The organism is Promicromonospora sp. NPDC050880, assembly GCF_044456525.1.
Lineage (GTDB): Bacteria > Actinomycetota > Actinomycetes > Actinomycetales > Cellulomonadaceae > Promicromonospora.
Genome location: NZ_JBITFV010000006.1, coordinates 86,577 through 109,315 on the forward strand (window position 1 = coordinate 86,577; position 22,739 = coordinate 109,315).

Genomic DNA, 22,739 nt, shown 5'->3' on the forward strand with positions numbered 1-22,739 from the left:
GGCGCGGGGGGGGGGGGGGGGGGCGGGCGCGGGGGCCCCCCCCGCCCCGCGCCGGCGGGGGGGGGGGGGGGGGGGGGGGGGGGGCCCCCCCGGGTGCGCCCCCCCCCCCCCCCCCCCGACCTCGCCCGAAGACCTCACCCACTAGCCTGAGCCCATGGACAGCACAGCCGGCGAGCAGCGGGAGCTCCGCCGCTGGAACCTGACCGACGGCGTCGTCGAGCTGCCCGACGGGCGACGGGTCCGGGGCACCGGGCTGCGCCGGCCGCGCGGGGACGTGCCCGCCCCGGACTTCGCCGTCTACCTGCGCGGCACGGACCCGCGGGTCGAGGGCTGGGAGTACCGCTGGGTCCGCTGGCGGGACTTCCGCCTCCCGGACTCGACCGACGACGCCCTCGCCGCCCTGCGCCAGGCCCACGCCAGGGCCGAGACCGAGCGCGTCGAGATCGCCTGCGACGGGGGCGTCGGCCGGACGGGCACGGCGCTCGCGGTCCTGGCGACCCTGAGCGGCGTGGCGCCGACCGACGCGGTGGCGTGGGTCCGCGCCCACTACCACCGGCGCGCGGTGGAGACACGGGGGCAGCGGCGGTGGGCCGAGCAGACCGGGACCGCCGTCCGCCCCCGTGACCGGTAGGCGTCAGCCGCGGGCCAGGAGCTCCAGCGTGTCGATCACGCGGTTCGAGAAGCCCCACTCGTTGTCGTACCAGGCCACGACCTTGACGTGCCGGCCCTCGACCCGGACCAGGGCCGCGTCGAAGATCGCCGACGCCGCCTCGCCCGTGATGTCGCTGGAGACCAGCGGCTCGTCGGAGTAGTCGAGGATGCCGGCCAGAGGACCGTCGGCGGCGGCGCGGTACGCGGCGAGCACCTCGTCGCGGGTGACCTCGCGGGCGACCGTGGTGTTCAGCTCCACGAGGGAGCCGACCGGCACGGGCACGCGGATCGAGTCGCCCGACAGCTTGCCGTCCAGGCCCGGGAGCACCAGCCCGATCGCCTTGGCCGCACCGGTGGTGGTGGGGGCGATGTTGACGGCGGCGGCGCGGGCACGGCGCCAGTCGCGGTGCGGCCCGTCCTGGAGGTTCTGCTCCTGGGTGTAGGCGTGCACGGTGGTCATGAAGCCGTGCTCGATGCCCGCCAGGTCGTCCAGCACGGAGGCGAGCGGCGCCAGGGCGTTGGTGGTGCACGACGCGTTCGACACGATCGTGTGCGCGGCCGGGTCGTAGGCGTCGGTGTTCACACCGTAGGCGAGCGTGACGTCGGCGCCGGCCGACGGGGCGCTGACCAGCACCTTCCGGGCCCCGGCGTCGAGGTGGGCGCGGGCGGCGTCGGCGGAGGTGAACCGGCCGGTGGACTCCAGCACGATGTCGACGTCGAGCTCCGCCCACGGCAGCTTGCCCGGCTCGCGCTCGGCGAGCACCGTGATGCGGCGGCCGTCGACGACGAGCTCGTCGCCGTCGACCTCGACGGGACGGCCGAGCCGGCCGAGCGAGCTGTCGTACTTGAGCAGGTGCGCGAGGGCGTCGGGGGCGGTGAGGTCGTTGACGGCGACCACCTCGAGCGTGCTGTCACGCTCCAGCAGGGCGCGCAGGGAGTTGCGGCCGATGCGACCGAAGCCGTTGATGGCGATGCGGGTCATGGGTGTCGTTTCCTTTCGTCGCACCCATGCTCCGTCGCACGCGGACGGCCCGAAAGCGGCTCGATCGCCCCGGTGCGCAAGGATCCCGCCAGACACTTCGCCACCACCCGCAAGGATCTCGCCACCCCTGTGCCGCACGCTCACGCCGAGAAGGTGTGCCGGTACTCCGTGGGCGATGTGCCCAGGATCCGGTGGAAGTGCAGGCGCAGGTTCGCCGCGGTGCCGAGCCCCACCCGGTGCGCGATCTGCTCCACGCCCAGGTCGCTGCGTTCCAGCAGCTCCCGGGCCAGGTCCACGCGTGCCCGCAGCACCCACTGCATCGGCGTGTAGCCGGTGTCCTGGACGAACCGCCGCGAGAACGTGCGCGCCGAGACCCGGGCGTTGGCGGCGAGCGTCTCCAGCGTCAGCGGCTCGGCGAGGTGCTCCAGCGCCCACGCGCGCGTCTCGGCGAACAGGTCGCCGAGCGGTTCGGGCACGCTGCGGGGCACGTACTGCGCCTGTCCCCCGCTGCGGTACGGCGCTGCCACCAGCCGCCGGGCCACGTGGTTGGACAGCCCCACGCCGTGGTCACGCCGCACCAGGTGCAGGCACAGGTCGATCCCCGAGGCGGCACCCGCCGAGGTCAGCACGCCGCCCTCGTCCACGAACAGCACGTTCTCGTCGACCTGCACGCGCGGGTACCGCTCGCGCAGGGCCCGGGTGTAGTGCCAGTGGGTGGTGGCACGCCGGCCGTCCAGCAGCCCGGTCGCCGCGAGCGCGAACGCACCGGTCGAGATCGCCGCCAGCCGCGCCCCGCGCGCGTGCGCGGCGCGGAGCGCGTCGACGACCACGGCCGGCGGGTCGGCGTCCGCGGGCGTGCGGTACCCGGGGACGAAGACGGTGTCGGCGCGCTCCAGCGCGGCCAGCCCCTCGGCGACGTGGTACGAGAGGCCGTCGCCGCCGGTCACCAGGCCCGGCGCCGCCCCGCACACGCGCACCTCGTAGGGCATGCTCGGCCGGTTGGAGAACACCTGCGCGGGGATGCCGACGTCGAGCGGCTTGGCGCCCTCCAGCACGAGCACCGCGATCTGGTGGTTCTTGCGCGGGGCAGCACTCACGCGAGCGATCCTAGGCGCGGCGCCGGCTACCGGCCCAGCAGCTCCTCGCTGAGGGCCCACAGCCGCCGCGCCGACCCCGGGTCGATCGCGTGCGGCACCACCGTGGCGGGCGGGTTCTGCTCGGTGGCGAAGTCGATGTCCTGGGGCTCGGGGTCCAGGGGCGAGACGTCGTTGTCCTTGAGGTAGACGCCGCCGATCCCGGCCAGCAGCGGGCTCGTGGCCGCGAACACGCTCGTGCTCGCCCCCTGCTGGACCGTCTTCTTCTCGTTGTCCGGGTCGACGACGGGTTCGCCTGCCTCGTCGACCAGCCCCATGGCACGCCGGGCGTCGTCGTCCAGCCACGGGGTGCGCTGCTCGCCCTCGGCGAGCCACGGGCCCAGGTTGGTGGTCATGACGATGCCGGGGTGCACCGCGTACCCGCGGATCCCGTCGGCGGCCCAGCGCCGGTCGAGCTCGACCGCGAAGAGCACGTTCGCGGTCTTGGACTGACCGTAGGCGAGCATGCCCATCTCGTCGTAGCCCGCCGTGAAGTGCGGGTCGTCCCACCGGATGCCGGACAGGCGGTGCCCGCCCGAGGTCAGGTTGACCACCCGGGCGCCGTGCGCGGCGCGCAGCGCGGGCAGCAGGCCGAGGGTGAGCTGGAAGTGCCCCAGGTGGTTGGTCGCGAACTGGGACTCGTAGCCGCGTGCGTCGCGCACCAGCGGCCCCGCCATGATGCCCGCGTTGTTGACCAGCACGTGCAGCGGCCGGCCGGAGCCCAGGTACCAGGCGGCGAACGCGTCGACCGACGCCGGGTCCATGAGGTCCAGCCTCCCGGTGTCGACGCGCGGGATGCCGGCGAGCTGCTCGGCGGCCCGCTCGGGGTTGCGCGCCGCGACGGTGACGGAGGCCCCGGCGGCGGCGAGCGCACGGGTGGTCTCGCGTCCGATGCCGTTGTGCCCGCCGGTGACGACGACGTTCGTGCCGGTCAGGTCGATCCCGGCCAGCACGTCGTCGGCCGTGGAGGCCGGGGTGAAGCCGGTGCCGAGGGGGTGCTGCTGGTGTGTTGTCTGCATGGTCACCACCCTGCCTCCGCGGAGGCGGACTCTGAATACTTGTGAGTGCGCATTTATTGCGCGAGAGTACGGAGGTGATCGAGGACCAGCTCTCCGCCGTGTTCGACCTCGTCGAGGTGCGCGGGGTCGTGTCGGGCGGGTTCGCCGTGCACGGGCCGTGGGTCTCACGCGCCGAGATCGAGGGCATCAAGTTCTTCGCGGTGGTCAGCGGCCGCGCCCGCCTGAGCGCCGACAGCGCCGGACCCGTCGCGCTGGGGCCCGGCGACGTCGCCGTCCTGAACGGGCGGACGTGGCTGCGGGCCGAGGGCGGTACGGGCGACGGACCGCCCCGCGAGGTCGTGCCGGACGCCGACTTCGCCACCCTCCCGCCGCCGGGGTCCGCGGGCGCCGCGCGCGACGTCGTCATCGGCGGTCATGTCGACCTCGACCCCGCAGGGCACGCGCTGCTGAGCCAGGCGCTCCCGCCGCTGGCCCACGTGCGCGGGTCCGGGGTGGCCGCGACCAACCTGCGCGGCACCCTGCACCGGCTGTCCGTCGAGGTGACCGGGAACCGGGTCGGCACGGCCTTCGCCGTCCGGCAGCACGGGCAGCTCCTGCTGCTGGAGGTGCTGCGGGCCTACATCGAGCAGACGACGGACGAGGCCGCGGGCGACCCGGCCGGACCGCCCGCGGGCTGGCTGCGGCTGCTGGCGGACGACCGGCTGCGCCCCGCCGTCGGCCTCATGCACGCCGACCCGGCCCGGGCGTGGGGCCTGACGGAGCTGTCCCGCGCCGCCGCGATGTCGCGGACGTCGTTCGCGCAACGGTTCCGCGCCGTGGCGGGGATCCCGCCCGTCGCGTACCTGAACCGGTGGCGCATGCTGCTCGCCCGGCGCGCCCTGCGGCACCAGGACGTCCGCGTCGGCGCGCTGGCGGCCGAGCTGGGCTACGCGTCGGAGAGCGCGTTCAGCACCGCGTTCAAGCGGGAGGTGGGCGAGTCCCCGCTGCGGTACCGCACCCGGGTCCGGGCGTGATCCCGCCGGGGGTGGTGCAACGTTGACTCAAGTGTGGGTTCGTCACTACCGTGGCCGCCGAGACCAGTGTCGATCAGATCAGTGCCGATCAGAGAGGTACCACCCATGGTCGTACGACGTTTCCTCCGGCCCACGCTCACCGTCCTGGCGCTCGCCGCGCTCACCCTGACCACCGCGGTCGTCCCGGCCACGGCCACAGGGACCGCCGCGCCACCACCCGGCGGGGCGGTGAACGGCACCCGGCTGATGGACGGGGCCGCCCTCTACCCGCGTGCGATCCGGCTGGAGCACTCGGGCGCGGCCGACGGCACGATCATCGCGAGCGTGGTCACGTTCGAGGGCGACGTGGGCCACGGCGCGATCTTCGCCAGCACCGACGACGGCCGCACCTTCGACCGGGTCGGCACCGTCTCCGACCCCGGCGCGGCGCAGGGCCTGTGCTGCTCGACCCTGTTCGAGCTGCCGCGCCGGGTGGGCGACCTCCCGGCGGGCACGCTGCTGTGGTCGGCGTCCGTGGGCCAGCAGCAGGACGAGGCCACCCGCCGCATGACGCTGCCGGTCTGGGCCAGCCGCGACCAGGGCCGCACCTGGGAGCACGTCTCGACGGCGGCGACGGCCGCAGGGACGAAGGGCCTGTGGGAGCCGGAGTTCGCCGTGACCCCGGACGGCGACCTGGTGCTGTACGTCTCCGACGAGAACCAGCAGCCCACGCACAGCCAGACGCTCGTGCAGACCGTCTCGGCCGACGGGCACACCTGGGGGCCGCTGGAGAACGTGGTGGCCGCCGCCGACCCCGCGCTGCGGCCCGGGATGCCCGTGGTGCGCACCCTGCCGAACGGCACGTACCTCATGAGCTACGAGATCTGCGGACCGGGGCAGGACTGCCGCCACTACGTACGACGCTCCCCGGACGGCACGAGCTGGGGCGACCCGGCCCAGCTCGGCCACCGGGTGGCCACCGCCGACGGCACCCACTTCCGGCACGCCCCGACCGTGAGCTGGTACGACGACGGCACCCCCGACGGGCGGCTGCTCGCCGTCGGCCAGATGCTCTACGGGGCGGGCGGCGCGGTGCTGCCCGGCAACGGTTCCACGATCATGACCAACGAGGCCGCGCCGGAGTCACCGTGGACGACGGCCGCGGCGCCGGTCGCGATCCTCGACCCGTGGAACAACTACTGCCCCAACTACAGCTCCAGCCTGCTGCCGATGCCCGAGCGTGACGAGGTGCTGGAGCTGGCGACCGGCTACGAGTCCGAGGGCGGCGCCTGCACCACGTACTTCGCGGTCGCCGGCCTGCCGGACTGACGACGGGCCCGACGTCTCGGGCTCACCGGCTCACGGCGGCCACGAGCACCATCACGGGGGCGACGATCAGCAGGTACAGCACCCCGAGGAACAGCGTGTGCACGACGACGAACCCCCCGAGCGCCCGCAGGTTCGCCGGCACTCTCAGGTGCCCGGCGAGCTTGCGGGCGAACGAGGCCGGGTGCAGCAGGTCCCAGGTGTTGAACCGCACGTAGCGCCCGAGGTAGATGCCCACGCTCACCAGCACGAGCGTGACCCCGACCAGCAGCCAGGAGTCGGGGTGCCGGTAGGGGTCGTCGTCGTTGGGCCGCACGATCATGATGTAGGCGAGCTGCACCAGCAGCACGTTCGACAGCGTGTTCAGCACCCCGGACAGGGCCAGGGCGAGCACCATCACGATGTCGTACCACAGCGGCGCCGGGTCGTCGGTGGGCCGCCGGTGGGAGAAGTTCAGCTCGGTCACCAGGTAGGCCGCGTTGGGCAGCAGCAGCACCCACACGACGAGCACCACGGCGATCACCGTGAGCAGGAGCGCCTGGCTCGGCACGAAGGCCATGACCGCGAGCATCAGGGCCAGCCCGATGCCGAGCACCACGGCGGGCGCGACGGACAGCCCCACGTTGAGGACCATCGGCCAGTACACCGGCAGCCGGAACAGCGGTGCCCGCAGGAACACCAGGGCCAGCGCGAAGACGTTGAGCAGGACCAGGCCCAGGGGCAGCAGCAGGATCGCGTTCATCACCGCTCATCCTCGCCGTGGCCCCGCCGCCGCGCGCGACGGGGCCACGAGCCGGGCCCGGTCACCGCACGGGCGCACCCGGCCCGAGCGGGATGCCGAGTCCCCACCAGGCGAAGAACAGCAGCGTCCAGGCGAGCGTCATGCACACGGCCAGCGGCAGCGTGTACGAGGCCAGGGTGCCGATGCCGGCGTCCTTGCGGTACCGCTGCAGGAACCCGAGCGCCATGACGAAGTACGGGCTCATCGGCGTGATCGCCGTGGACCCGGAGTCGGCGATGCGGAAGAGCGCCTGCGTGGTCTCGGCGGGCACGTCCAGCAGCATGAGCATCGGCACCACGATCGGCGCCGCGATGGCCCACATCGCCGACCCGCTGGTGACCAGCACGTTGACCACGGACAGCAGCGCGAGGATCGCCAGGAACACCACCCAGATGGGCACCCCGCTGCTCTCCAGCGCCTCGGCGGAGCTCACCGCGATGACGTCACCGATGTGCGTCCAGTCGAAGTACGCGAGGAACTGGGCGATGGCGAAGAACAGCACCAGCACCGGCGCCATCTGCCGCACACCCTCGGCCATCAGCCGCGGCACGTCCCCGGCCGCCGTGATCGCCCCGGACCGCCACCCGTACACGATGCCGACCAGCGCGAACAGCACGGCCACGATCGCCGCGATGCCGTCCAGGAACGGTGACTCGGTCAGGCTCCCGCCCCCGCCCCGCAGCGGCGACGCCGGCGGCAGCACCACCGCGGCGACCACCAGGACCGCGCCCAGCCCGGACAGCAGCGCCGCGCGCAGCGCGGACCGGTCGCGGGCCGACAGCTCCAGCCCCTCGACGTCGTCCAGGTCGGCGTCGGGGTCGGCGTCCAGGTCCGGGCGCTTGGCGAGCACCAGGTTGGTGACCAGCGTGATCACGATCGCCAGCAGCAGCGAGGACCCGATGTTGAAGAACCAGTTGCTCACCGGGGAGACGTACGCCGCGGGGTCGATGATCCGCGCGGCCTCCGTGGTGATGCCGGCGAAGATCGCGTCGTTCGGCGTCGGCACCGGGCTCGCGTCGTAGCCGGACGCGATGGACGTGTAGGCCACGACGACGCCGAGGATCGGCGACTTGCCGACGGCCCGGAACGCGAGCCCGCCGAGCGGCACCAGGATGATGTACGCGGCGGCGCTCGCGACGTGGGAGACCGTGCCGGCGAACGCGACGGCGAACACCACCCAGGACACGGGCACGCGGGACACGGAGACCTTCATGGCCGCCGCCAGGAACCCGGTGCGCTCCGCGATGGCGACGCCCATGATCACGGCCACGATGGTGCCCATCGGCCCGAACGTCGCGAAGTTGTCCACCGCCGTGGACACGGCCATCGCCAGGCCCGCACCGCTGAGCAGGTTCTGCACCACGACGGTCTCGCCGTCGGCCGGCGAGACCACGGAGACGCCCGCCGCCGCGAGCCCGGCGCTGGTCACGCCGAGGATCGCCGCGAGGATCCAGAACAGCCAGAACGGGTGCGGCAGCGCGTTGCCGAGCCGTTCGACGACGGCGAGCACCCGCAGGACGGCGGGCAGGCGGTCCTGCCCGCTGGGCGACGTGGACGTGGCGGTCATGACGCCACCCCCGTGGCTCCGGCGGACCGCAGCGGCAGCCGCTCGTCCCGCAGGAACTCCCACATCACCTCGTGGGCCTCGATGCTGTGCGTGGCGTACCCGCCGCCGGAGTAGCTGTCCTCCCCGGGCCACGTGTGGCCGCCGCCCAGGACCGCCACGTGCGTCACCTCGGCACCCGCACGGCAGCCGGTCCAGCGGGTGGTGGTCACGTCGGATGCCGTCTCCTCGGCGTCGGGCCGCGGGTCGCAGCCGTTGCGCGCCGCCCAGCCGTCCACCCAGACCGGGATCGCGGGCAGGCCGCGCCCGGCGTCGCCGTCGTACGGGATGGTGGCGTCGTCGGTGCCGTGGAAGTCGATGACCGGGACCGGTCGCTCCGGCGCGCAGGTGGGGTGACCCGTGCCGTACAGCGCGGCCGCCACCGGCGCGATCGCGGCGATCCGGTGCGACAGCTCGCACGCCAGGATCGCCGTGAACCCCGCGCCGTTCGACTTGCCGGTCGCGTACACGCGCCGGGTGTCCACGCACAGGCCGGACTCCAGGGTGTCGAGCAGGTCGTTCGTGTAGGCGACGTCGTCGACGCCGGGCGCCGAGTAGGGCGCACCCTCCCAGGCCTGGCGGTCACCGTCGCCGGTGCCGACCACGCCGTTGCCGTACGCGACGATCGCCGGCAGGGCGTCGAGACCCGAGAACGCCTCGGTCCCGGCGCCCGTGTTGCCCCGTCCGTGGAACACGAGCACGACGGGCCAGGCCCGGTCGCTCCGGTAGCCGTCCGGCAGGTGGAGCTGGACGGTGCGCTCCCGCCCGCCGCTGACCAGGGTGCGCAGCACGCTGGTGCCCGGCGCCTGGCCGGGGTCCGCGCCGCACCCGGCGGACCGCACGACCCCGGACGGGGCCGGGGCGGGCCCGGCGGCTGCCGTGGTCGCACCGGCCAGCCCGGAGGCCGCGAGCGCCACGGCGGCCAGGAGCGCCGCGCCGAGGCGTGCAGGGCGCCTGAACCGTGCGGGGTGTCGGTGTGGTGCTGTCGTCGTTGACATGCGAGTCCTTTCTGCGGGCCCGCCCGCGGTCTGCGGGCAGGGCGGAGCCGGCACCTGGCGGCCAGGTGCGTCGTGGGGGTCGGAGCAGGTGGGCGCTAGGCGGCCAGCCACTCCTCCAGGAAGGTCGTGATGCGGGCGACCATCGCCGTGACGATCGCGGCGCCGTCCTCCGCCGTGGCCCGGCGAGGGTCGCCGAGCACGCCGTTCGGGCTGAGGCGGTCGTACGGCAGGGTCAGGGCGGGCTGCGCGTGGTGGCGCGCCGTCCGGGAGACGTCGTCGAGCTGGTCCGGGGTCGTGGTACCCGGCTCGAGACGGTCGGTGTGCACCAGGTGCGGTGCGAGGTGCAGCATCTGCGCGGTCTCGGCCTCGCCGGAGTGGCCGTGCACCGCGCTCGGGGCCATGGCGGCCACGGCGTCGCCGGCGAGCGACGTCAGCGGCGACCAGGCGAGCTGGACCCCCGGGAGGGACACCAGCAGGTCCTGCGCCACCGTGGTCAGGGTCGCGTTGTTGCCGCCGTGCCCGGTGACCACCAGGAACCTGGTCCAGCCGTGCCGGTGCAGGCTCGTCACGTACTCGCGCACCACGGCGGCGAACGTCGTCGTGGTCAGCGTGACCGTGCCCGGGAACGCCATGTGGTGCGGCGAGACCCCCACGGGGATCGACGGGCCCACCACCACCCGGCCGGACAGGTTGGCGGCGACCTGCGCCACCACCCCCTCCGCGCGCACCAGGTCGGTCCCGAGGGCCATGCCCGGCCCGTGCTGCTCCAGCGCACCCGCCGGGATCAGCACGATCGTGCCCCGGGCGGCGGCGTCGGCGGCCTCCCGGGTGGTCATCTCGGCCAGCACGTCCGACGCGGTCACGACGTCGCCCCGGGCTCATCGAAGTCCGCGGCCTCCAGGGACTCCCGGATCGTGGTCAGGTGCGCCCGGACCAGCCGCTCGGCCGCCGGACCGTCACCGTCCCGCACCGCGGACAGGATCTCCAGATGCTCGGCCTGGTCCCGCTGCCGGTCGTCGTACCGGAACCGGATCTCGGTCTGCTCCGTGGCGCGCACGTGCAGCAGCGCCTCCACGGTCTCGCGCAGCAGCCCGTTGCCCGACGCCGCCGCCAGCTCCACGTGGAAGTTCAGCGCCGGCCGGTACCCGTGCACCGGCGGCTGCAACGCCGTGGCCGTCGCCGCCTCCAGCCGCTGCAGCGCGGCGGCGTCGCGGGCGCTCGCCGCCAGGACCGCGACGCCGGGCTCGATGACCAGGCGGGCCTCGACCAGCTCGATCACCGAGGCCCGGGTGATGTGCGGCCGGTGCGGGTTGGCCAGCACCGACCGCTCGATCCCGGGGCCGATGTACGTGCCGGAGCCGTGCCGCAGCTCGACCACGCCGGTGGCCTCCAGCCGCCGCAGGGCCTCCCGGACCGTGGGGGTGGTGACGGCGAACCGCTTGGCCAGCTCGCGGGAGGACTCCAGCACGTCGCCGGGGCCGAGGCTCTCGGAGCGGATGAGCTGCACGATGTCGTCCGCGAGCTGCTCGGAGAAGGAGGCTCTACCTTGAGTCATGGCAAGTGACTAAATCACTTAACCAACCGCAGGTCAACCCTGGTCGAGCGTGGCCCGACGGCCGGCCCCTCCCCCGCGGCCGCCGTCCGGCGTACCGTCGTCAGCATGTGCCGAAACATCACCACGCTGCGCGGCCTGGAACCGGCCGCCACCGACGAGGAGATCACCGCCGCCGCCCTGCAGTTCGTGCGCAAGGTCACGGGCGTGACCAAGGTGAGCGACGCCACGCGGGACCCGGTGGAGCGGGCCACAGCCGAGATCGCGGACATCGTGACCCGCCTGCTCGACGAGCTGCCCGAACGCCGTCAGCCGCCCAAGACCGTGCCGCCGCTGCGCCGCGCGGAGGTCCAGGCGCGCATCGCGCAGCGCATCAAGGAGCGTGAGGAGCACGAGCGGATGCACGAGCTGGGCATCGCGCACTCGCACTGAGCGGTCCGCGCCGCTACAGTTGCGACGTGCTCGCACCCCTCTCCTGTCGCTGTCACTGACCACCCACCCCGGTCCGTCAGTCCCCCGCGCGCGCCGTCGCGCGTGCAGAACAGGAAGAGAAACAGGTGCAGTACGTCAATTCTGTCGTTGACCTCGTCGGCAACACCCCCCTGGTCCGGCTCAGCCACGTGACCGAGGGCGTCACCAGTGCCACGGTGCTGGTCAAGCTCGAGTACCTCAACCCCGGCGGGTCCTCCAAGGACCGCATCGCGGGCCGCATCATCGACGCTGCCGAACGCGAGGGGAAGCTGAAGCCCGGCGGCACCATCGTGGAGCCCACCTCGGGCAACACCGGCGTCGGTCTCGCCCTGGTGGCCCAGCAGCGCGGCTACCGCTGCGTCTTCGTGCTGCCGGACAAGGTGGGCGAGGACAAGCGCAACGTGCTGACCGCGTACGGCGCCGAGGTGGTCGTGACGCCGACGGCGGTCGCCCCCGACAGCCCCGAGTCCTACTACTCGGTGAGCGACCGGCTGGTGCGCGAGATCCCGGGCGCCTTCAAGCCCGACCAGTACTCCAACCCCAACGGTCCCCGGTCGCACTACGAGACCACCGGCCCCGAGATCTGGCGCGACACCGACGGGCGCGTGACCCACTTCGTGGCGGGCGTCGGCACCGGTGGCACCATCACCGGCACCGGCCGCTACCTGCGCGAGGTCTCGGGCGAGAAGGTGCGCATCATCGGCGCCGACCCCGAGGGGTCCGTCTACTCCGGCGGCACCGGCCGCCCCTACCTGGTCGAGGGCGTGGGCGAGGACTTCTGGCCGTCCGCCTACGACCCGAGCGTGCCGCACGAGATCATCGCGGTGACCGACGCCGAGTCCTTCGCGATGACCCGCCGGCTCGCCCGCGAGGAGGGCATCCTCGTGGGCGGCTCCAGCGGCATGGCCGTGGTCGCGGCCCTCAAGGCGGCGCGCGACCTGACCGAGGACGACGTCGTGGTGGTCCTGCTGCCCGACGGCGGCCGCGGCTACCTCGGCAAGATCTTCAACGACACCTGGATGCGGTCCTACGGGTTCGCGCCCGCCATCGAGGACCACACCGTCGCGGACGTGCTGGCCGCCAAGGCCGACCGCACCCCGCCCCTGCTCTACGTGCACCAGACCGACACGGTGCGCGACGCGATCGACCGGATGACCCGGTCCGGCGTCTCGCAGCTGCTCGTGCTGACCGCGGAACCACCCGTGGTGCTCGGCGAGATCGCCGGCGCCGTGCACGAGGACGAGCTGCTCGACGGGGTGTTCGCCGGCAAGGCGAACCTGTCGGACGAGGTGGGCGGGCTCATCGGCCGCCCCCTGCAGCTCATCGGCGTCAACGAGCCCGTCGGCACGCTGCGCGCCGCGCTCGCCGACGAGACGGCGCTGCTGGTGACCGACGGGGGCAAGGCCCTCGGCGTCGTCTCCCGCTCCGACCTGCTCGACTACCTCGCGGTCTGACGGCCGCCCCCACCGCACGACCACGACCTCGAAGAGAGACCACCATGAACGACGCCAGGCCCAGCCGGTTCGACACCCTCGCGATCCATGCGGGACAGCACTCCGACCCGGCCACGGGCGACGCGATCCCCGCCATCCACGTCACCTCCACCTACGCGCAGGACGGCATCGGCAACCTGCGCGGCGGCTACGAGTACTCGCGCGGCGGCAATCCCACCCGCACCGCGCTGGAGGAGCAGCTCGCGGCGATCGAGGGCGGTGCGCACGGCATCTCGTTCGCGTCCGGCCTGGCCGCCGAGGACGCGCTGCTGCGCGCCGTCGTCGCACCCGGGGACCACGTGCTGGTGCCGAACGACGTCTACGGCGGCACGCACCGCCTGATCCGTACCGTGCACGGCAGGGCGGGCGTGGCGCACACGACCGTGGACACCGCCGACCTCGACGCCGTACGCGCCGCGATCCGCCCGGAGTCCAAGGTGCTGTGGGTCGAGACGCCGTCGAACCCGCTGATGAAGATCAGCGACATCCCCGCGCTCGCCGGGCTGGCGCACGAGAACGACCTGCTGCTGGTGGTCGACAACACGTTCGCCTCCCCCGCGCTGCAGCGCCCGCTCGACCTGGGCGCCGACGTGGTGGTGCACTCCACGACCAAGTACCTCGGCGGGCACTCCGACGTGGTGGGCGGCGCCGTCGTCGTCAAGGACGGGGCCGACGAGCTCGCGGAGCAGGTGCGCTACGTGCAGTTCGCCGCGGGCGCGGTGTCCAGCCCGTTCGACGCGTTCCTGACCACCCGCGGCATCAAGACGCTGTCCGTGCGCATGCAGCGGCACTCCGAGACCGCCCAGACGCTCGCCGAGCGGCTGGTGCACCACCCCGCCGTCGCGCGCGTGCTGTACCCGGGCCTGCCGGACCACCCGGGGCACAAGATCGCCGCCCACCAGATGTCGCGGTTCGGCGGCATGATCTCGCTGGAGCTGGCGGGCGGCGAGGCGGCAGCCCGCACGTTCGCCGAGTCGACGCAGGTGTTCCTGCTGGCCGAGTCGCTCGGCGGCGTCGAGTCGCTGGTCAACTACCCGAGCGCGATGACCCACGCGTCGGTGCGCGGCACGGAGGCGGAGGTCTCGCCGTCGATCGTGCGCCTGTCGGTGGGCCTGGAGGACGTGACGGACCTGCTGGACGACGTGCTCCAGGCCCTCGACCACACCCACGGTTCCGTGCGTTGAGTGCACGTAGGGTGGGGCCGTGACCGAACACGCGCCCGTGAGTGCCGCCATGCACCGCGCCAAGGCCGACGCCCGCGCCGCGCACGTCACCGTGGGGCTCGTGCGGAACCTGCCGGGCGACCGGGAGGAGATCGACTGCTCCTGCGGCATGACGCTCACCAACGGGCCGCAGTGGTCGCTCGACGAGCACATCCGGCTGCACCGCGCCGAGGCGCGCTACCTGGCACTGAGCGAGGTGGCGCCCGCGGGCATGCCGCGGCTCATCCCCGTCGACCCGGCGCGGCGTCCGCGCTGAGCCGCCAGGCGTTCGGTCAGAGCTCTTCCGGGTCGTCCCAGGAGACGCCGCTGGACGCTCCTGAGATCAGGTCGAGCTCGCAGCCGGCGAGGTTGCGGGGCGCCTTGGAGACGTCACCGCCCCCGAGCAGGCCGCGGCGGGTCGCGACGCGGCGGACCGCCGGCGGCGCGATGTGGGCGTAGGAGGCGTTGGACTCGTCGATCAGGTCGGTCGGAGCTGACTCGACGGGCTCGGCGGCGGACTGGGGTTCCCCCGTGATCATGGCCCCATCCTCGCAGGAACCGGGGCCTGTTCGCATCCGCTTGGCACAGTATTTCGAATCCCCGCCAAGCCTCCACGAGCACGGCACGCCTACCACGACATCTCCCCCCGTCCGGCGACGGGTGGTGTCATGATCGTCCGATGCAGACCTGGCCAGGGCGCCCCTACCCCCTCGGCGCCACGTTCGACGGCACGGGGACCAACTTCGCGCTCTTCACGTCGGTGGCACAACGCGTCGAGCTCTGCCTGCTGGCGGACGACGACACCGAGACCCGCGTCGAGGTCACCGAGACGGACGCGCACGTGTGGCACGTCTACCTGCCCGGCGTCGGCCCCGGGACGCGGTACGGGTACCGCGTGCACGGGCCGTACGACCCGGCGTCGGGCCACCGGTGCAACCCGGCCAAGCTCCTGCTGGACCCGTACGCCAAGGCCGTGGACGGCGACCTCGACGGCGACCCGTCCCTGTTCTCCTACCCGTTCGACGACGTGGAGCAGGCCACCACGGGCACGACGCCGGACGGCGCCGACTCCCTGGGCCACACCATGGTCTCCGTGGTGGTCAACCCGTTCTTCGACTGGGGGCACGACCGACCGCCGGCCACGCCGTACCACGAGACGGTGATCTACGAGGCGCACGTCAAGGGCCTCACGATGCGCCACCCCGACGTGCCGGACGAGCTGCGCGGCACCTACGCCGGGCTGGCCCACCCCGCCGTGATCGAGCACCTGACGAAGCTCGGGGTCACCGCCGTCGAGCTCATGCCCGTGCACCAGTTCGTCACCGACCCGTCGCTGGCGGCCAAGGGCCTGACCAACTACTGGGGCTACAACACCATCGGGTTCTTCGCGCCGCACAACGGGTACGCCGGGTACGGCAGCCGCGGCCAGCAGGTCATGGAGTTCAAGGCCATGGTCAAGGCGATGCACGAGGCGGGCATCGAGGTGCTGCTCGACGTGGTCTACAACCACACCGCCGAGGGCAACCACCTGGGCCCCACCCTGGGCTTCCGGGGCATCGACAACGCCGCCTACTACCGGCTGGTCGACGGCGACGACGCGCACTACTTCGACACCACCGGCACCGGCAACTCGCTGCTCATGCGCTCCCCCGCCGTGCTGCAGCTCATCATGGACTCGCTGCGCTACTGGGTCGAGGAGATGCACGTCGACGGCTTCCGCTTCGACCTGGCGGCCACGCTGGCCCGGCAGTTCCACGAGGTGGACCGGCTGAGCGCGTTCTTCGACATCGTGCACCAGGACCCGGTGATCTCCCAGGTCAAGCTCATCGCCGAACCGTGGGACCTGGGAGACGGCGGCTACCAGGTGGGCGGGTTCCCGCCGCTGTGGACCGAGTGGAACGGCCGGTACCGGGACACGGTGCGCGACTTCTGGCGCGGCGAGCCCGCCACGCTGCCGGAGTTCGCCTCGCGGCTGACGGGCTCCAGCGACCTGTACGAGCACTCCGGCCGGTTCCCGAGCGCGTCCATCAACTTCGTCACGGCGCACGACGGCTTCACGCTCGCCGACCTCACCTCCTACGAGCGCAAGCACAACGAGGCCAACGGGGAGGACAACCAGGACGGCGAGAACCACAACCGGTCCTGGAACTGCGGCGTCGAAGGCCCCACGGACGACCCGGAGGTCCGCGAGCTGCGCGCCCGCCAGCGCCGCAACCTCCTGGTGACGCTCATGCTCAGCCAGGGCGTGCCGATGATCGCCCACGGCGACGAGCTGGCACGTACGCAGGACGGCAACAACAACGCCTACTGCCAGGACAACGAGCTCACCTGGATGGACTGGGAGCTCGACGACGAGCGCAGGGCGCTGCTGGAGTTCGCCCGGCACGCGGTCCGGCTGCGCCGCGACCACCCGATCCTGCACCGCCGGCGGTTCTTCGACGGACAGGTGGCCGGGGCGGCCGCGCAGGGCCCGGCCGACATCGAGTGGCTCGACCTGACCGGCGCCCGCATGGACGACACGGACTGGCACCAGTCCTACGCCCGCACGGTGACCGTGTTCCTCAACGGTGACGCGATCACGGAGACCGGGTCCCGGGGCGAGGCGGTGGTCGACGACTCGTTCCTGCTCCTGCTCAACGCCCACTCCGGCGCCCTGGACTTCACCCTGCCACCTGTCGCGTACGGCCCGGAGTGGACCGTGGTGCTGGACACGGACGGCAGCGCGGAGCCCGGCACGGTGCTGGAGGCCGGCACGGGTCTGTCCGTGACGGCCCACAGCGTGGTGGTACTGACTCGCCCATCCCGGACAGCGGGCTAGGCTGTCGGCCGTGACCGGACCGAGGAGTGGAACCGGGGGAACCACACCACCGCCCCGACCTGGGCCTGACATGCCTGTTCCCGGGCCCAGACCGGTGGTGTGGGCCCCGCGCGCCCGCATCATCGAGGTACTGGTGCCGTACGACCCCTACGAGGAACCGGAGCACATGCCGCTGCGCCTCGTGGGGGCCGGCGAGCCGGGGTACTGGGGCGCCGACAGCGTGCTCGGGCACGGCACCGACTACGGCTACTCCGTGGACGGCGGGCCGCTGCTGCCCGACCCGCGCAGCGTGTGGCTGCCGCAGGGCATCCACGGGCCCACGAGGGTCTTCGACCCCGCCTTCGAGTGGACCGACGGCACGTGGTCCCCGCCCGACCTGTCCACGAGCGTGCTCATGCACGTGGACGTCGAGACGTTCACACCCGAGGGCACCCTCGACGCCGCCGCGGCGCTGCTGCCGACGGTCGCGGAGCTGGGCGTGCACGGCATCGAGCTCGCGCCCGTCGCGGCGTTCGACCCGGCCCGCGGCCCGTCGCGCGGTGTGCGCCTGTACTCGGTGCACGAGCCCTACGGCGGCCCGCGGGCGCTGCAGCGGTTCGTCGATGCCGCGCACGCCGCGGGTCTGGCCGTCGTGCTCGACATCCCGTACCGCTGGGCCGTGGCCGAGGAGCTCGGCCTGGAGGCGTACGGCCCCTATCTGATGGGCGGCGGCCGCCCGCGGCCGCCGCGCTCGGACCTGGGCGACGCCGGCGACCACGCCCTGCAGGCGATGCGCCCCCGGACGGGACAGGTGCCGCTGGACCGGCCCCGCACCGGACCCATCCAGCTCCGCACCGGGCAGGTGCCGAGCATCGGCACCCGGGCCGGCAAGGTGCCGTCGGCCCCGACCGTCCGCACGGACTACGTGGGCGACCGCATCAACCTCGACGGCAGCGGCAGCCGCGGCCCGCGCGACTTCCTGGTCGACGACGCGCGGCACTGGCTGCGCGAGTACCACGTGGACGGCCTGGTGCTGGACGTCGACGCGCTCGTGGACCGCTCCCCCAACCCGTTCCTGGGTGAGCTGGCGGACTACGTGGTGGGTCTGGGCGAACAGCTCGACCGCCGGTTCAGCCTGCTCGTGGACGGCCCCGGCCGCAGCGACCGGCTCACCTCGATCCTGCTGCGCATCCTGTCCGGCCCGGGCAAGGACGAGGACATCCAGGCGCTGCAGATGCTCGCCGACCTGGTGCACCCGTCGGTACGCCGCGCGACCCGGCAGAACGGCGGGCGCCGCAGCCGCGTCCGGGCCGGCGCGAGCGTGGTCGAGGACATCACGCGGCTGCCCGCGACGCAGCTCACCGTCCCGTGGACCGGCGAGGAGAGCCCGGCCACGGCCCTGCTGGCCGTGGACGACGTGGACATCCGTGCGAGCGTGCTGGCCACGGTGATCCTCGCGGGCAACCCCCTCGTGCTGGACACCGTGCACGCGCCGGTGGTGCCCCGCAACGAGAACGAGCGGCGGCTGGTGCGGTGGGCACGCGAGCTGATCGAGATCCGGCACGCCGTGACCGACGAGCTGGACCTGCCGCTGGAGATCCGCTCCACCGCCGACCGGTCCGTGATCGCGGTGCTGCGCGGCAGCCTCGCGTTCGTGCTCAACACCGGCCACGGCCTCGCCGCGCTGCGCCTGGGCAGCCTGCTGCGGCCCGCCGACGGCGCGGTCCGGGCGCCGCTGCCCGGGGCGTTCCGGCTGGCCGCGGCCTGGGAGCCGGGCGCCACGCGCCTCGTGGGCGACACCCTCACCGTGCCCCCGCGGATGACGGCCGTGCTGCGCGCCGAGAGCTGACCTGGGAACCTGGTCCCGGGACGGTCGCACCGGCCGCACCCGGGACCGGCCCGCCCCGCAGCCGCGGGACGGGGGCGAGGAGGCACCGATGGCGAAGGCTCCGAAGGCCAAGGGCTCAAAGACGAAGTCCCCGAAGAACAAGGCCCCGAAGAACAAGGCGCTGACGGCCGAGGCCGCGCAGGCGACGACGCCGCGGACGCCCGGCTCCCTCTGGACCACCCCGGCCACGGAGGCGCTGCGCTGGACGCGCGGCACCGACCTGAGCGCCCTGGACCCGGCGTCGACACCCGGCTGGGCGGGCCGGAAGCAGGACGGCGAGGCGCTCATGGCCGCCCGCGCCACCGAGCTCGCCGACCTCCAGGAGCGCCTGTTCGCGCACGGCCGCACGGGTGGCGACCGGTCGGTGCTGCTCGTGCTGCAGGGGCTGGACACGTCGGGCAAGGGCGGCATCGTGCGGCACGTGGTGGGCATGGTGGACCCGCAGGGCGTGATGCACCGCGGCTTCGGCGTTCCCACCGCCGAGGAGAAGGAGCACGGGTACCTGTGGCGCGTGCGCAACGCGCTGCCCCGGCCGGGCTACCTCGGGGTCTTCGACCGGTCCCACCACGAGCAGGTCCTGGTGGTCCGGGTGGACCGCCTGGAGCCGGTACGGACCTGGCGCAGGCACTTCCGCGAGCTCAACGAGTTCGAGGCGGAGGTGGCGGCGTCGGGCACGCTGATCGTGAAGGTGGCGCTGTTCGTGTCGCCCGACGAGCAGAAGGCGCGGCTGGCCGAGCGGCTGGACCGGCCGGACAAGCACTGGAAGTACAACCCGAGCGACATCGACGTGCGCCTCAAGCTCCCCGAGTACCTGGCTGCCTATCAGGAGCTCCTGGACCGCACCTCCACCGACGTGGCGCCGTGGTACGCCGTCCCCGCGGACCGCAAGTGGTACGCCCGGCTGGCGGTCACGGAGCTCCTGGGCACGGCGCTGCGTTCCCTGGACCTGTCCTGGCCACCCGCGGACTTCGACGTGGAGGCGGAGAAGGCCCGCCTCGCCGCCACCTGACGGACCCGGTCAGACCAGGGCGCGGCCCTCTTCCGCGAGGGCGCCCAGGCGGGACAGGGCGCGGTAGTACTTCTTGCGGTAGCCGCTCGCGAGCATCTCCGGCGTGAACAGGGTCCGGGTGTCGCCGTCGCCGCCCAGCAGCACCGGCACGTCGCGGTCGTAGAGACGGTCCACCAGCACCACCAGGCGCAGCGCCACGGCCTGCGCCGTCACGGGGTGCACACCCGTCAGCGCGACGGCGGTGACGCCGTCGAGCAGCGCGCCGTAGCGGCTGGGGTGCACGGTGGCGAGGTGGGCCAGCAGGTCGTCGAACGTGTCGAGGGTGGTGCCGGGGCGGGCCGCCGCCGCGGCGGTGACCTCGGCCTCGGTCAGCGGCTCGGTGTCGGTGACGACGTCGCGGTGGCGGTAGTCCTCGCCGTCCACACGGAGGGTCTCGAACCGGTCGGACAGCGCCTTGATCTCGCGCTGGAAGTCCTGGGCGGCGAACCGCCCCTCGCCCAGCGCGCCGGGCAGCGTGTTCGACGTCGCGGCCAGGGCGACGCCCCGGTCGGCGAGCTCACGCATCAGGCGCGACATGAGGGTGGTGTCGCCGGCGTCGTCGAGCTCGAACTCGTCGATGCAGACGAGCTTCTTGGCGCCGAGCGCCTCGACCGTGGGCCGGAAGCCGAGCGCGCCCACCAGGTTGGTGTACTCCACGAAGGTGCCGTAGGCGACGGCGTCGGTGCCGAGCGCCTCGCCGACGGCGTGCGCGAGGGAGGTGAGCAGGTGGGTCTTGCCCACGCCGAAGCCACCGTCGAGGTAGACCGCCGGGGCGGCCTTGCGCCGCGCGAAGAGGCCGCGCCGCGGGGCCGCGACCTGCTCGGCGATCTCCTGGAGCCGGGCCAGCGCGCGGCCCTGGCTGGGGTGCGCCGGGTTGGCGCGGTAGGTGGCGAAGCGGGCCCGGGCGAAGTGGCGTGGCGGGACAAGATCGGTGACGAGCCGGTCGACGGGGACCTGCGGCCTGACCGCGGTCAGGGCGGTGGCGAGAGGGTGGGTCTCGGTGGTGGGAGCGGCTGTCACGAATCAGTAGGTTACCGGCGGCGCACCGCCGGTGACCTGCCACGAGAGCAACGTCACACGTGCACGACGGCGGGCGCGCCCGGGTCGTCCAGCACCTCGCCGAGGGCGCGCACCACCTGGGCCGGGGTGCGGGTCTGGGCCGGGTCCTCGTTGCGGTCGTCGCCCGCGACGGCGTGGTCGACGACGAGCTCGTGGAAGCGCGGCGCCGGCGTCTGCGCGGCCTCCAGACGCAGCACCTGGACCAGCATCGCCAGCCCGGCGCCGGTCACGCTGATGGCGCCGGAGCCGGCCATGGCCTCGCGAGCCGCGGCGCCGTTGAGCACCACGTAGGGGTCACCGGGCTCCAGGAGGGGCACGAGCGCGCGGGCGACGTCGAGGTGCGCGGTGAGGTGGGAGGCCAGCGTCGCGGACCAGTCGTCCGGGTCGGTGTCCAGCAGGGCCGCGCCCTTGTGCCAGCCGCCGATCGACGCCACGACGGCCCCGGGCAGCGGGGTCCCGGCGTCCGCGCAGGCGGCGCGGACGGCGGCGGCCAGGTCGGCGGCGGCGTCGTAGCGGACGGCGACGAGACCGGCGCGCGAGGCGCCGTCGGGCAGCGGGTGGCGGGACGCCGCGAGGACCGGACGGCCGTCGGCAGCCAGGCCGCGTGCGACCCGGCTGCCGACGAAACCGCCCGCCCCGACGACGAGGACGGGGCGGGCGAGGCTCATGCGGCCCAGACTAGGTCAGGCCGCGACCTGCTGCGGCACGGACCGCGGGTCGGGCCCGAACCGGTTGGGCCCGGGCTCGCCCGGCAGGGCGAGCAGCACGATGATCACGATGCCGCCCACGAACGGGACCAGGCACAGCAGGTAGAACCAGCCGGACCTGCCCGTGTCGTGCAGACGACGCACGCCCGCGGCCAGCAGCGGCACGAACGTGCCCAGCACGACGAGACCCAGGAGCGTCGAGCCGATCGACCCGAGCACTCCCGGCTCCTGCGTGACCGGGTCCATCGTGACCAGGGCGGGGATCAGCAGCGCCACGAAGATCACGGCGTTCACGATCGCCAGCGCGAGGTAGAAGAACCAGTACTCCGAGGCCCGGGCCCGGCCGCTGAACACGGCGTACCGGCGCAGGCAGGTCCGGACGGAGTCGATGATGCTCATGGGCGGGCCTCAGGCGGCCGGGACCTGCTCCACGGCCTTGGGGTCGGGGCCGAACTGGTTCGGGCCGGGGGTGCCGGCGGACGCGCCCCAGACGATGAGCAGGATCACGTTGACGACCGGGATCAGCAGCAGGAACGCGAGGGCACCCGACTTGCCGGTGTCGTGCAGGCGGCGGACGACCACGGCGAGCGTCGGCAGGAGCAGGCCGAGCGCGACGAGCGACACGACCAGGTAGCCGGTCGCGAGCGAGCCGGGCATGGTCGGCACCGCGGCGGACGGGTCACCAGCCATGGCGTACTCCATGGTGGCCGTCGTGTACTCGGTGAGGCCCGGGACGATCAGCGCGAAGTACAGCACGGCCATCAGGATCCCGTAGGCCAGGTAGTACCACCAGAACTCGGACCGGCGGGCACGGCCGCCGAACGTCGCGTACTTCGACAGCACGGTCCGGATGGACTCGATGAACGACATCAGGAAGAAGCCTCTCTCACGTTTTGTGCCGGAAATCTCCGGCAAGTGCGCACATAGTGTCCCGATGCCCCGCGCGGCGCACAAGTGTGAAAAAGGGCAGAACTCCCCATGGATGAAAACGCCCCGGACGTGCCGACGCCCAGGTCACCGGGATGACCTGGGCGTCG

23 protein-coding genes are annotated in these 22,739 nt (G+C 73.4%); 10 read left to right on the forward strand and 13 right to left on the reverse strand.

Annotation, left to right across the window (positions count from 1 at the left end; translation table 11 throughout):
- The first annotated feature begins 154 nt into the window (after positions 1-154).
- Complete coding sequence (locus ACIBBF_RS12705; protein ID WP_397413581.1) at positions 155-631, forward strand: protein-tyrosine phosphatase family protein; 477 nt, start codon at positions 155-157, stop codon at positions 629-631.
- A gap of 3 nt (positions 632-634) precedes the next feature.
- Here the strand turns inward: ACIBBF_RS12705 and gap are convergent, their stop codons facing one another.
- The 3 genes from gap to ACIBBF_RS12720 all read right to left on the reverse strand — a co-directional run bounded on the left by gap (position 635) and on the right by ACIBBF_RS12720 (position 3,785).
- Positions 635-1,633, reverse strand: coding sequence for a type I glyceraldehyde-3-phosphate dehydrogenase (gene gap, locus ACIBBF_RS12710; protein WP_397413582.1), 999 nt, complete (start codon positions 1,631-1,633; stop codon positions 635-637).
- Between the two features lie 140 nt (positions 1,634-1,773).
- Positions 1,774-2,730 carry a GlxA family transcriptional regulator gene (locus ACIBBF_RS12715; protein ID WP_397413583.1) on the reverse strand — a complete coding sequence of 319 codons (957 nt, stop codon included), beginning with the start codon at positions 2,728-2,730 and terminating at the stop codon, positions 1,774-1,776.
- A 26-nt stretch (positions 2,731-2,756) separates the two neighbouring features.
- A complete protein-coding gene (locus ACIBBF_RS12720) occupies positions 2,757-3,785 on the reverse strand; it encodes an SDR family NAD(P)-dependent oxidoreductase (RefSeq protein ID WP_397413584.1) in 1,029 nt (342 codons plus the stop codon).
- A 74-nt stretch (positions 3,786-3,859) separates the two neighbouring features.
- Between ACIBBF_RS12720 and ACIBBF_RS12725 the strand changes: the two genes are divergently transcribed.
- Together ACIBBF_RS12725 and ACIBBF_RS12730 are read left to right on the forward strand one after the other, a co-directional pair.
- On the forward strand, positions 3,860-4,798 hold the full coding sequence (locus tag ACIBBF_RS12725) for an AraC family transcriptional regulator (RefSeq protein ID WP_397413586.1): 939 nt from the start codon (positions 3,860-3,862) through the stop codon (positions 4,796-4,798).
- A 105-nt stretch (positions 4,799-4,903) separates the two neighbouring features.
- Complete coding sequence (locus tag ACIBBF_RS12730) at positions 4,904-6,106, forward strand: sialidase family protein (RefSeq protein ID WP_397413588.1); 1,203 nt, start codon at positions 4,904-4,906, stop codon at positions 6,104-6,106.
- Positions 6,107-6,128: 22 nt separating this feature from the next.
- Here the strand turns inward: ACIBBF_RS12730 and ACIBBF_RS12735 are convergent, their stop codons facing one another.
- The 5 genes from ACIBBF_RS12735 to ACIBBF_RS12755 form a co-directional block, all read right to left on the reverse strand.
- Positions 6,129-6,845 carry a DUF1361 domain-containing protein gene (locus ACIBBF_RS12735; RefSeq protein ID WP_397413589.1) on the reverse strand — a complete coding sequence of 239 codons (717 nt, stop codon included), beginning with the start codon at positions 6,843-6,845 and terminating at the stop codon, positions 6,129-6,131.
- A gap of 61 nt (positions 6,846-6,906) precedes the next feature.
- On the reverse strand, positions 6,907-8,451 hold the full coding sequence (locus ACIBBF_RS12740; protein ID WP_397413591.1) for an AbgT family transporter: 1,545 nt from the start codon (positions 8,449-8,451) through the stop codon (positions 6,907-6,909).
- Positions 8,448-9,485 (reverse strand): alpha/beta hydrolase family esterase, encoded by a 1,038-nt coding sequence (locus ACIBBF_RS12745; RefSeq protein ID WP_397413592.1) that lies wholly within the window; start codon positions 9,483-9,485, stop codon positions 8,448-8,450. Before ACIBBF_RS12745 ends, ACIBBF_RS12740 begins: the two co-directional genes overlap by 4 nt.
- Before the next feature lie 95 nt (positions 9,486-9,580).
- A complete protein-coding gene (locus ACIBBF_RS12750; RefSeq protein WP_397413593.1) occupies positions 9,581-10,348 on the reverse strand; it encodes a creatininase family protein in 768 nt (255 codons plus the stop codon).
- Positions 10,345-11,040 carry a FadR/GntR family transcriptional regulator gene (locus tag ACIBBF_RS12755; RefSeq protein ID WP_397413594.1) on the reverse strand — a complete coding sequence of 232 codons (696 nt, stop codon included), beginning with the start codon at positions 11,038-11,040 and terminating at the stop codon, positions 10,345-10,347. The genes ACIBBF_RS12750 and ACIBBF_RS12755 overlap by 4 nt, the downstream gene beginning before the upstream one ends.
- Before the next feature lie 105 nt (positions 11,041-11,145).
- Here ACIBBF_RS12755 and ACIBBF_RS12760 point away from each other — a divergent pair, with 105 nt between their 5' ends.
- The 4 genes from ACIBBF_RS12760 to ACIBBF_RS12775 all read left to right on the forward strand — a co-directional run bounded on the left by ACIBBF_RS12760 (position 11,146) and on the right by ACIBBF_RS12775 (position 14,480).
- Positions 11,146-11,469, forward strand: a complete 324-nt coding sequence (locus ACIBBF_RS12760; protein ID WP_182617119.1) for a DUF2277 domain-containing protein — start codon at positions 11,146-11,148, stop codon at positions 11,467-11,469.
- Between the two features lie 125 nt (positions 11,470-11,594).
- Positions 11,595-12,962: a cystathionine beta-synthase gene (locus ACIBBF_RS12765; protein WP_397413595.1), complete on the forward strand. Its 1,368-nt coding sequence runs from the start codon at positions 11,595-11,597 to the stop codon at positions 12,960-12,962.
- Between the two features lie 44 nt (positions 12,963-13,006).
- Entirely contained in the window at positions 13,007-14,185 is a 1,179-nt protein-coding gene (locus ACIBBF_RS12770; protein ID WP_397413597.1) for a cystathionine gamma-synthase, read from the forward strand.
- A 19-nt stretch (positions 14,186-14,204) separates the two neighbouring features.
- A complete protein-coding gene (locus tag ACIBBF_RS12775) occupies positions 14,205-14,480 on the forward strand; it encodes a hypothetical protein (protein ID WP_397413598.1) in 276 nt (91 codons plus the stop codon).
- Positions 14,481-14,496: 16 nt separating this feature from the next.
- Here ACIBBF_RS12775 and ACIBBF_RS12780 read toward each other — a convergent pair whose 3' ends face one another.
- The gene (locus ACIBBF_RS12780) at positions 14,497-14,742 is read right to left on the reverse strand and encodes a hypothetical protein (RefSeq protein WP_397413600.1); all 246 of its coding nucleotides are present in this window, start codon (positions 14,740-14,742) and stop codon (positions 14,497-14,499) included.
- A gap of 140 nt (positions 14,743-14,882) precedes the next feature.
- Between ACIBBF_RS12780 and glgX the strand changes: the two genes are divergently transcribed.
- The 3 genes from glgX to ACIBBF_RS12795 all read left to right on the forward strand — a co-directional run bounded on the left by glgX (position 14,883) and on the right by ACIBBF_RS12795 (position 19,897).
- Positions 14,883-17,021, forward strand: coding sequence for a glycogen debranching protein GlgX (glgX, locus tag ACIBBF_RS12785; protein WP_397413601.1), 2,139 nt, complete (start codon positions 14,883-14,885; stop codon positions 17,019-17,021).
- 70 nt (positions 17,022-17,091) lie between these two features.
- On the forward strand, positions 17,092-18,849 hold the full coding sequence (locus tag ACIBBF_RS12790) for a hypothetical protein (RefSeq protein ID WP_397413602.1): 1,758 nt from the start codon (positions 17,092-17,094) through the stop codon (positions 18,847-18,849).
- 88 nt (positions 18,850-18,937) lie between these two features.
- Entirely contained in the window at positions 18,938-19,897 is a 960-nt protein-coding gene (locus ACIBBF_RS12795) for a PPK2 family polyphosphate kinase (protein WP_397413604.1), read from the forward strand.
- A gap of 9 nt (positions 19,898-19,906) precedes the next feature.
- Here ACIBBF_RS12795 and zapE read toward each other — a convergent pair whose 3' ends face one another.
- From zapE to ACIBBF_RS12815, 4 genes are read right to left on the reverse strand one after another with little or no spacing between them, the layout of a single operon-like run.
- A complete protein-coding gene (gene zapE / locus ACIBBF_RS12800) occupies positions 19,907-20,956 on the reverse strand; it encodes a cell division protein ZapE (protein WP_397413606.1) in 1,050 nt (349 codons plus the stop codon).
- Between the two features lie 53 nt (positions 20,957-21,009).
- Positions 21,010-21,663 (reverse strand): SDR family oxidoreductase, encoded by a 654-nt coding sequence (locus ACIBBF_RS12805; RefSeq protein ID WP_397413607.1) that lies wholly within the window; start codon positions 21,661-21,663, stop codon positions 21,010-21,012.
- 15 nt (positions 21,664-21,678) lie between these two features.
- Entirely contained in the window at positions 21,679-22,101 is a 423-nt protein-coding gene (locus ACIBBF_RS12810) for a DUF805 domain-containing protein (protein WP_397413608.1), read from the reverse strand.
- Between the two features lie 9 nt (positions 22,102-22,110).
- Complete coding sequence (locus tag ACIBBF_RS12815; protein ID WP_397413610.1) at positions 22,111-22,572, reverse strand: DUF805 domain-containing protein; 462 nt, start codon at positions 22,570-22,572, stop codon at positions 22,111-22,113.
- Positions 22,573-22,739 lie beyond the last annotated feature (167 nt).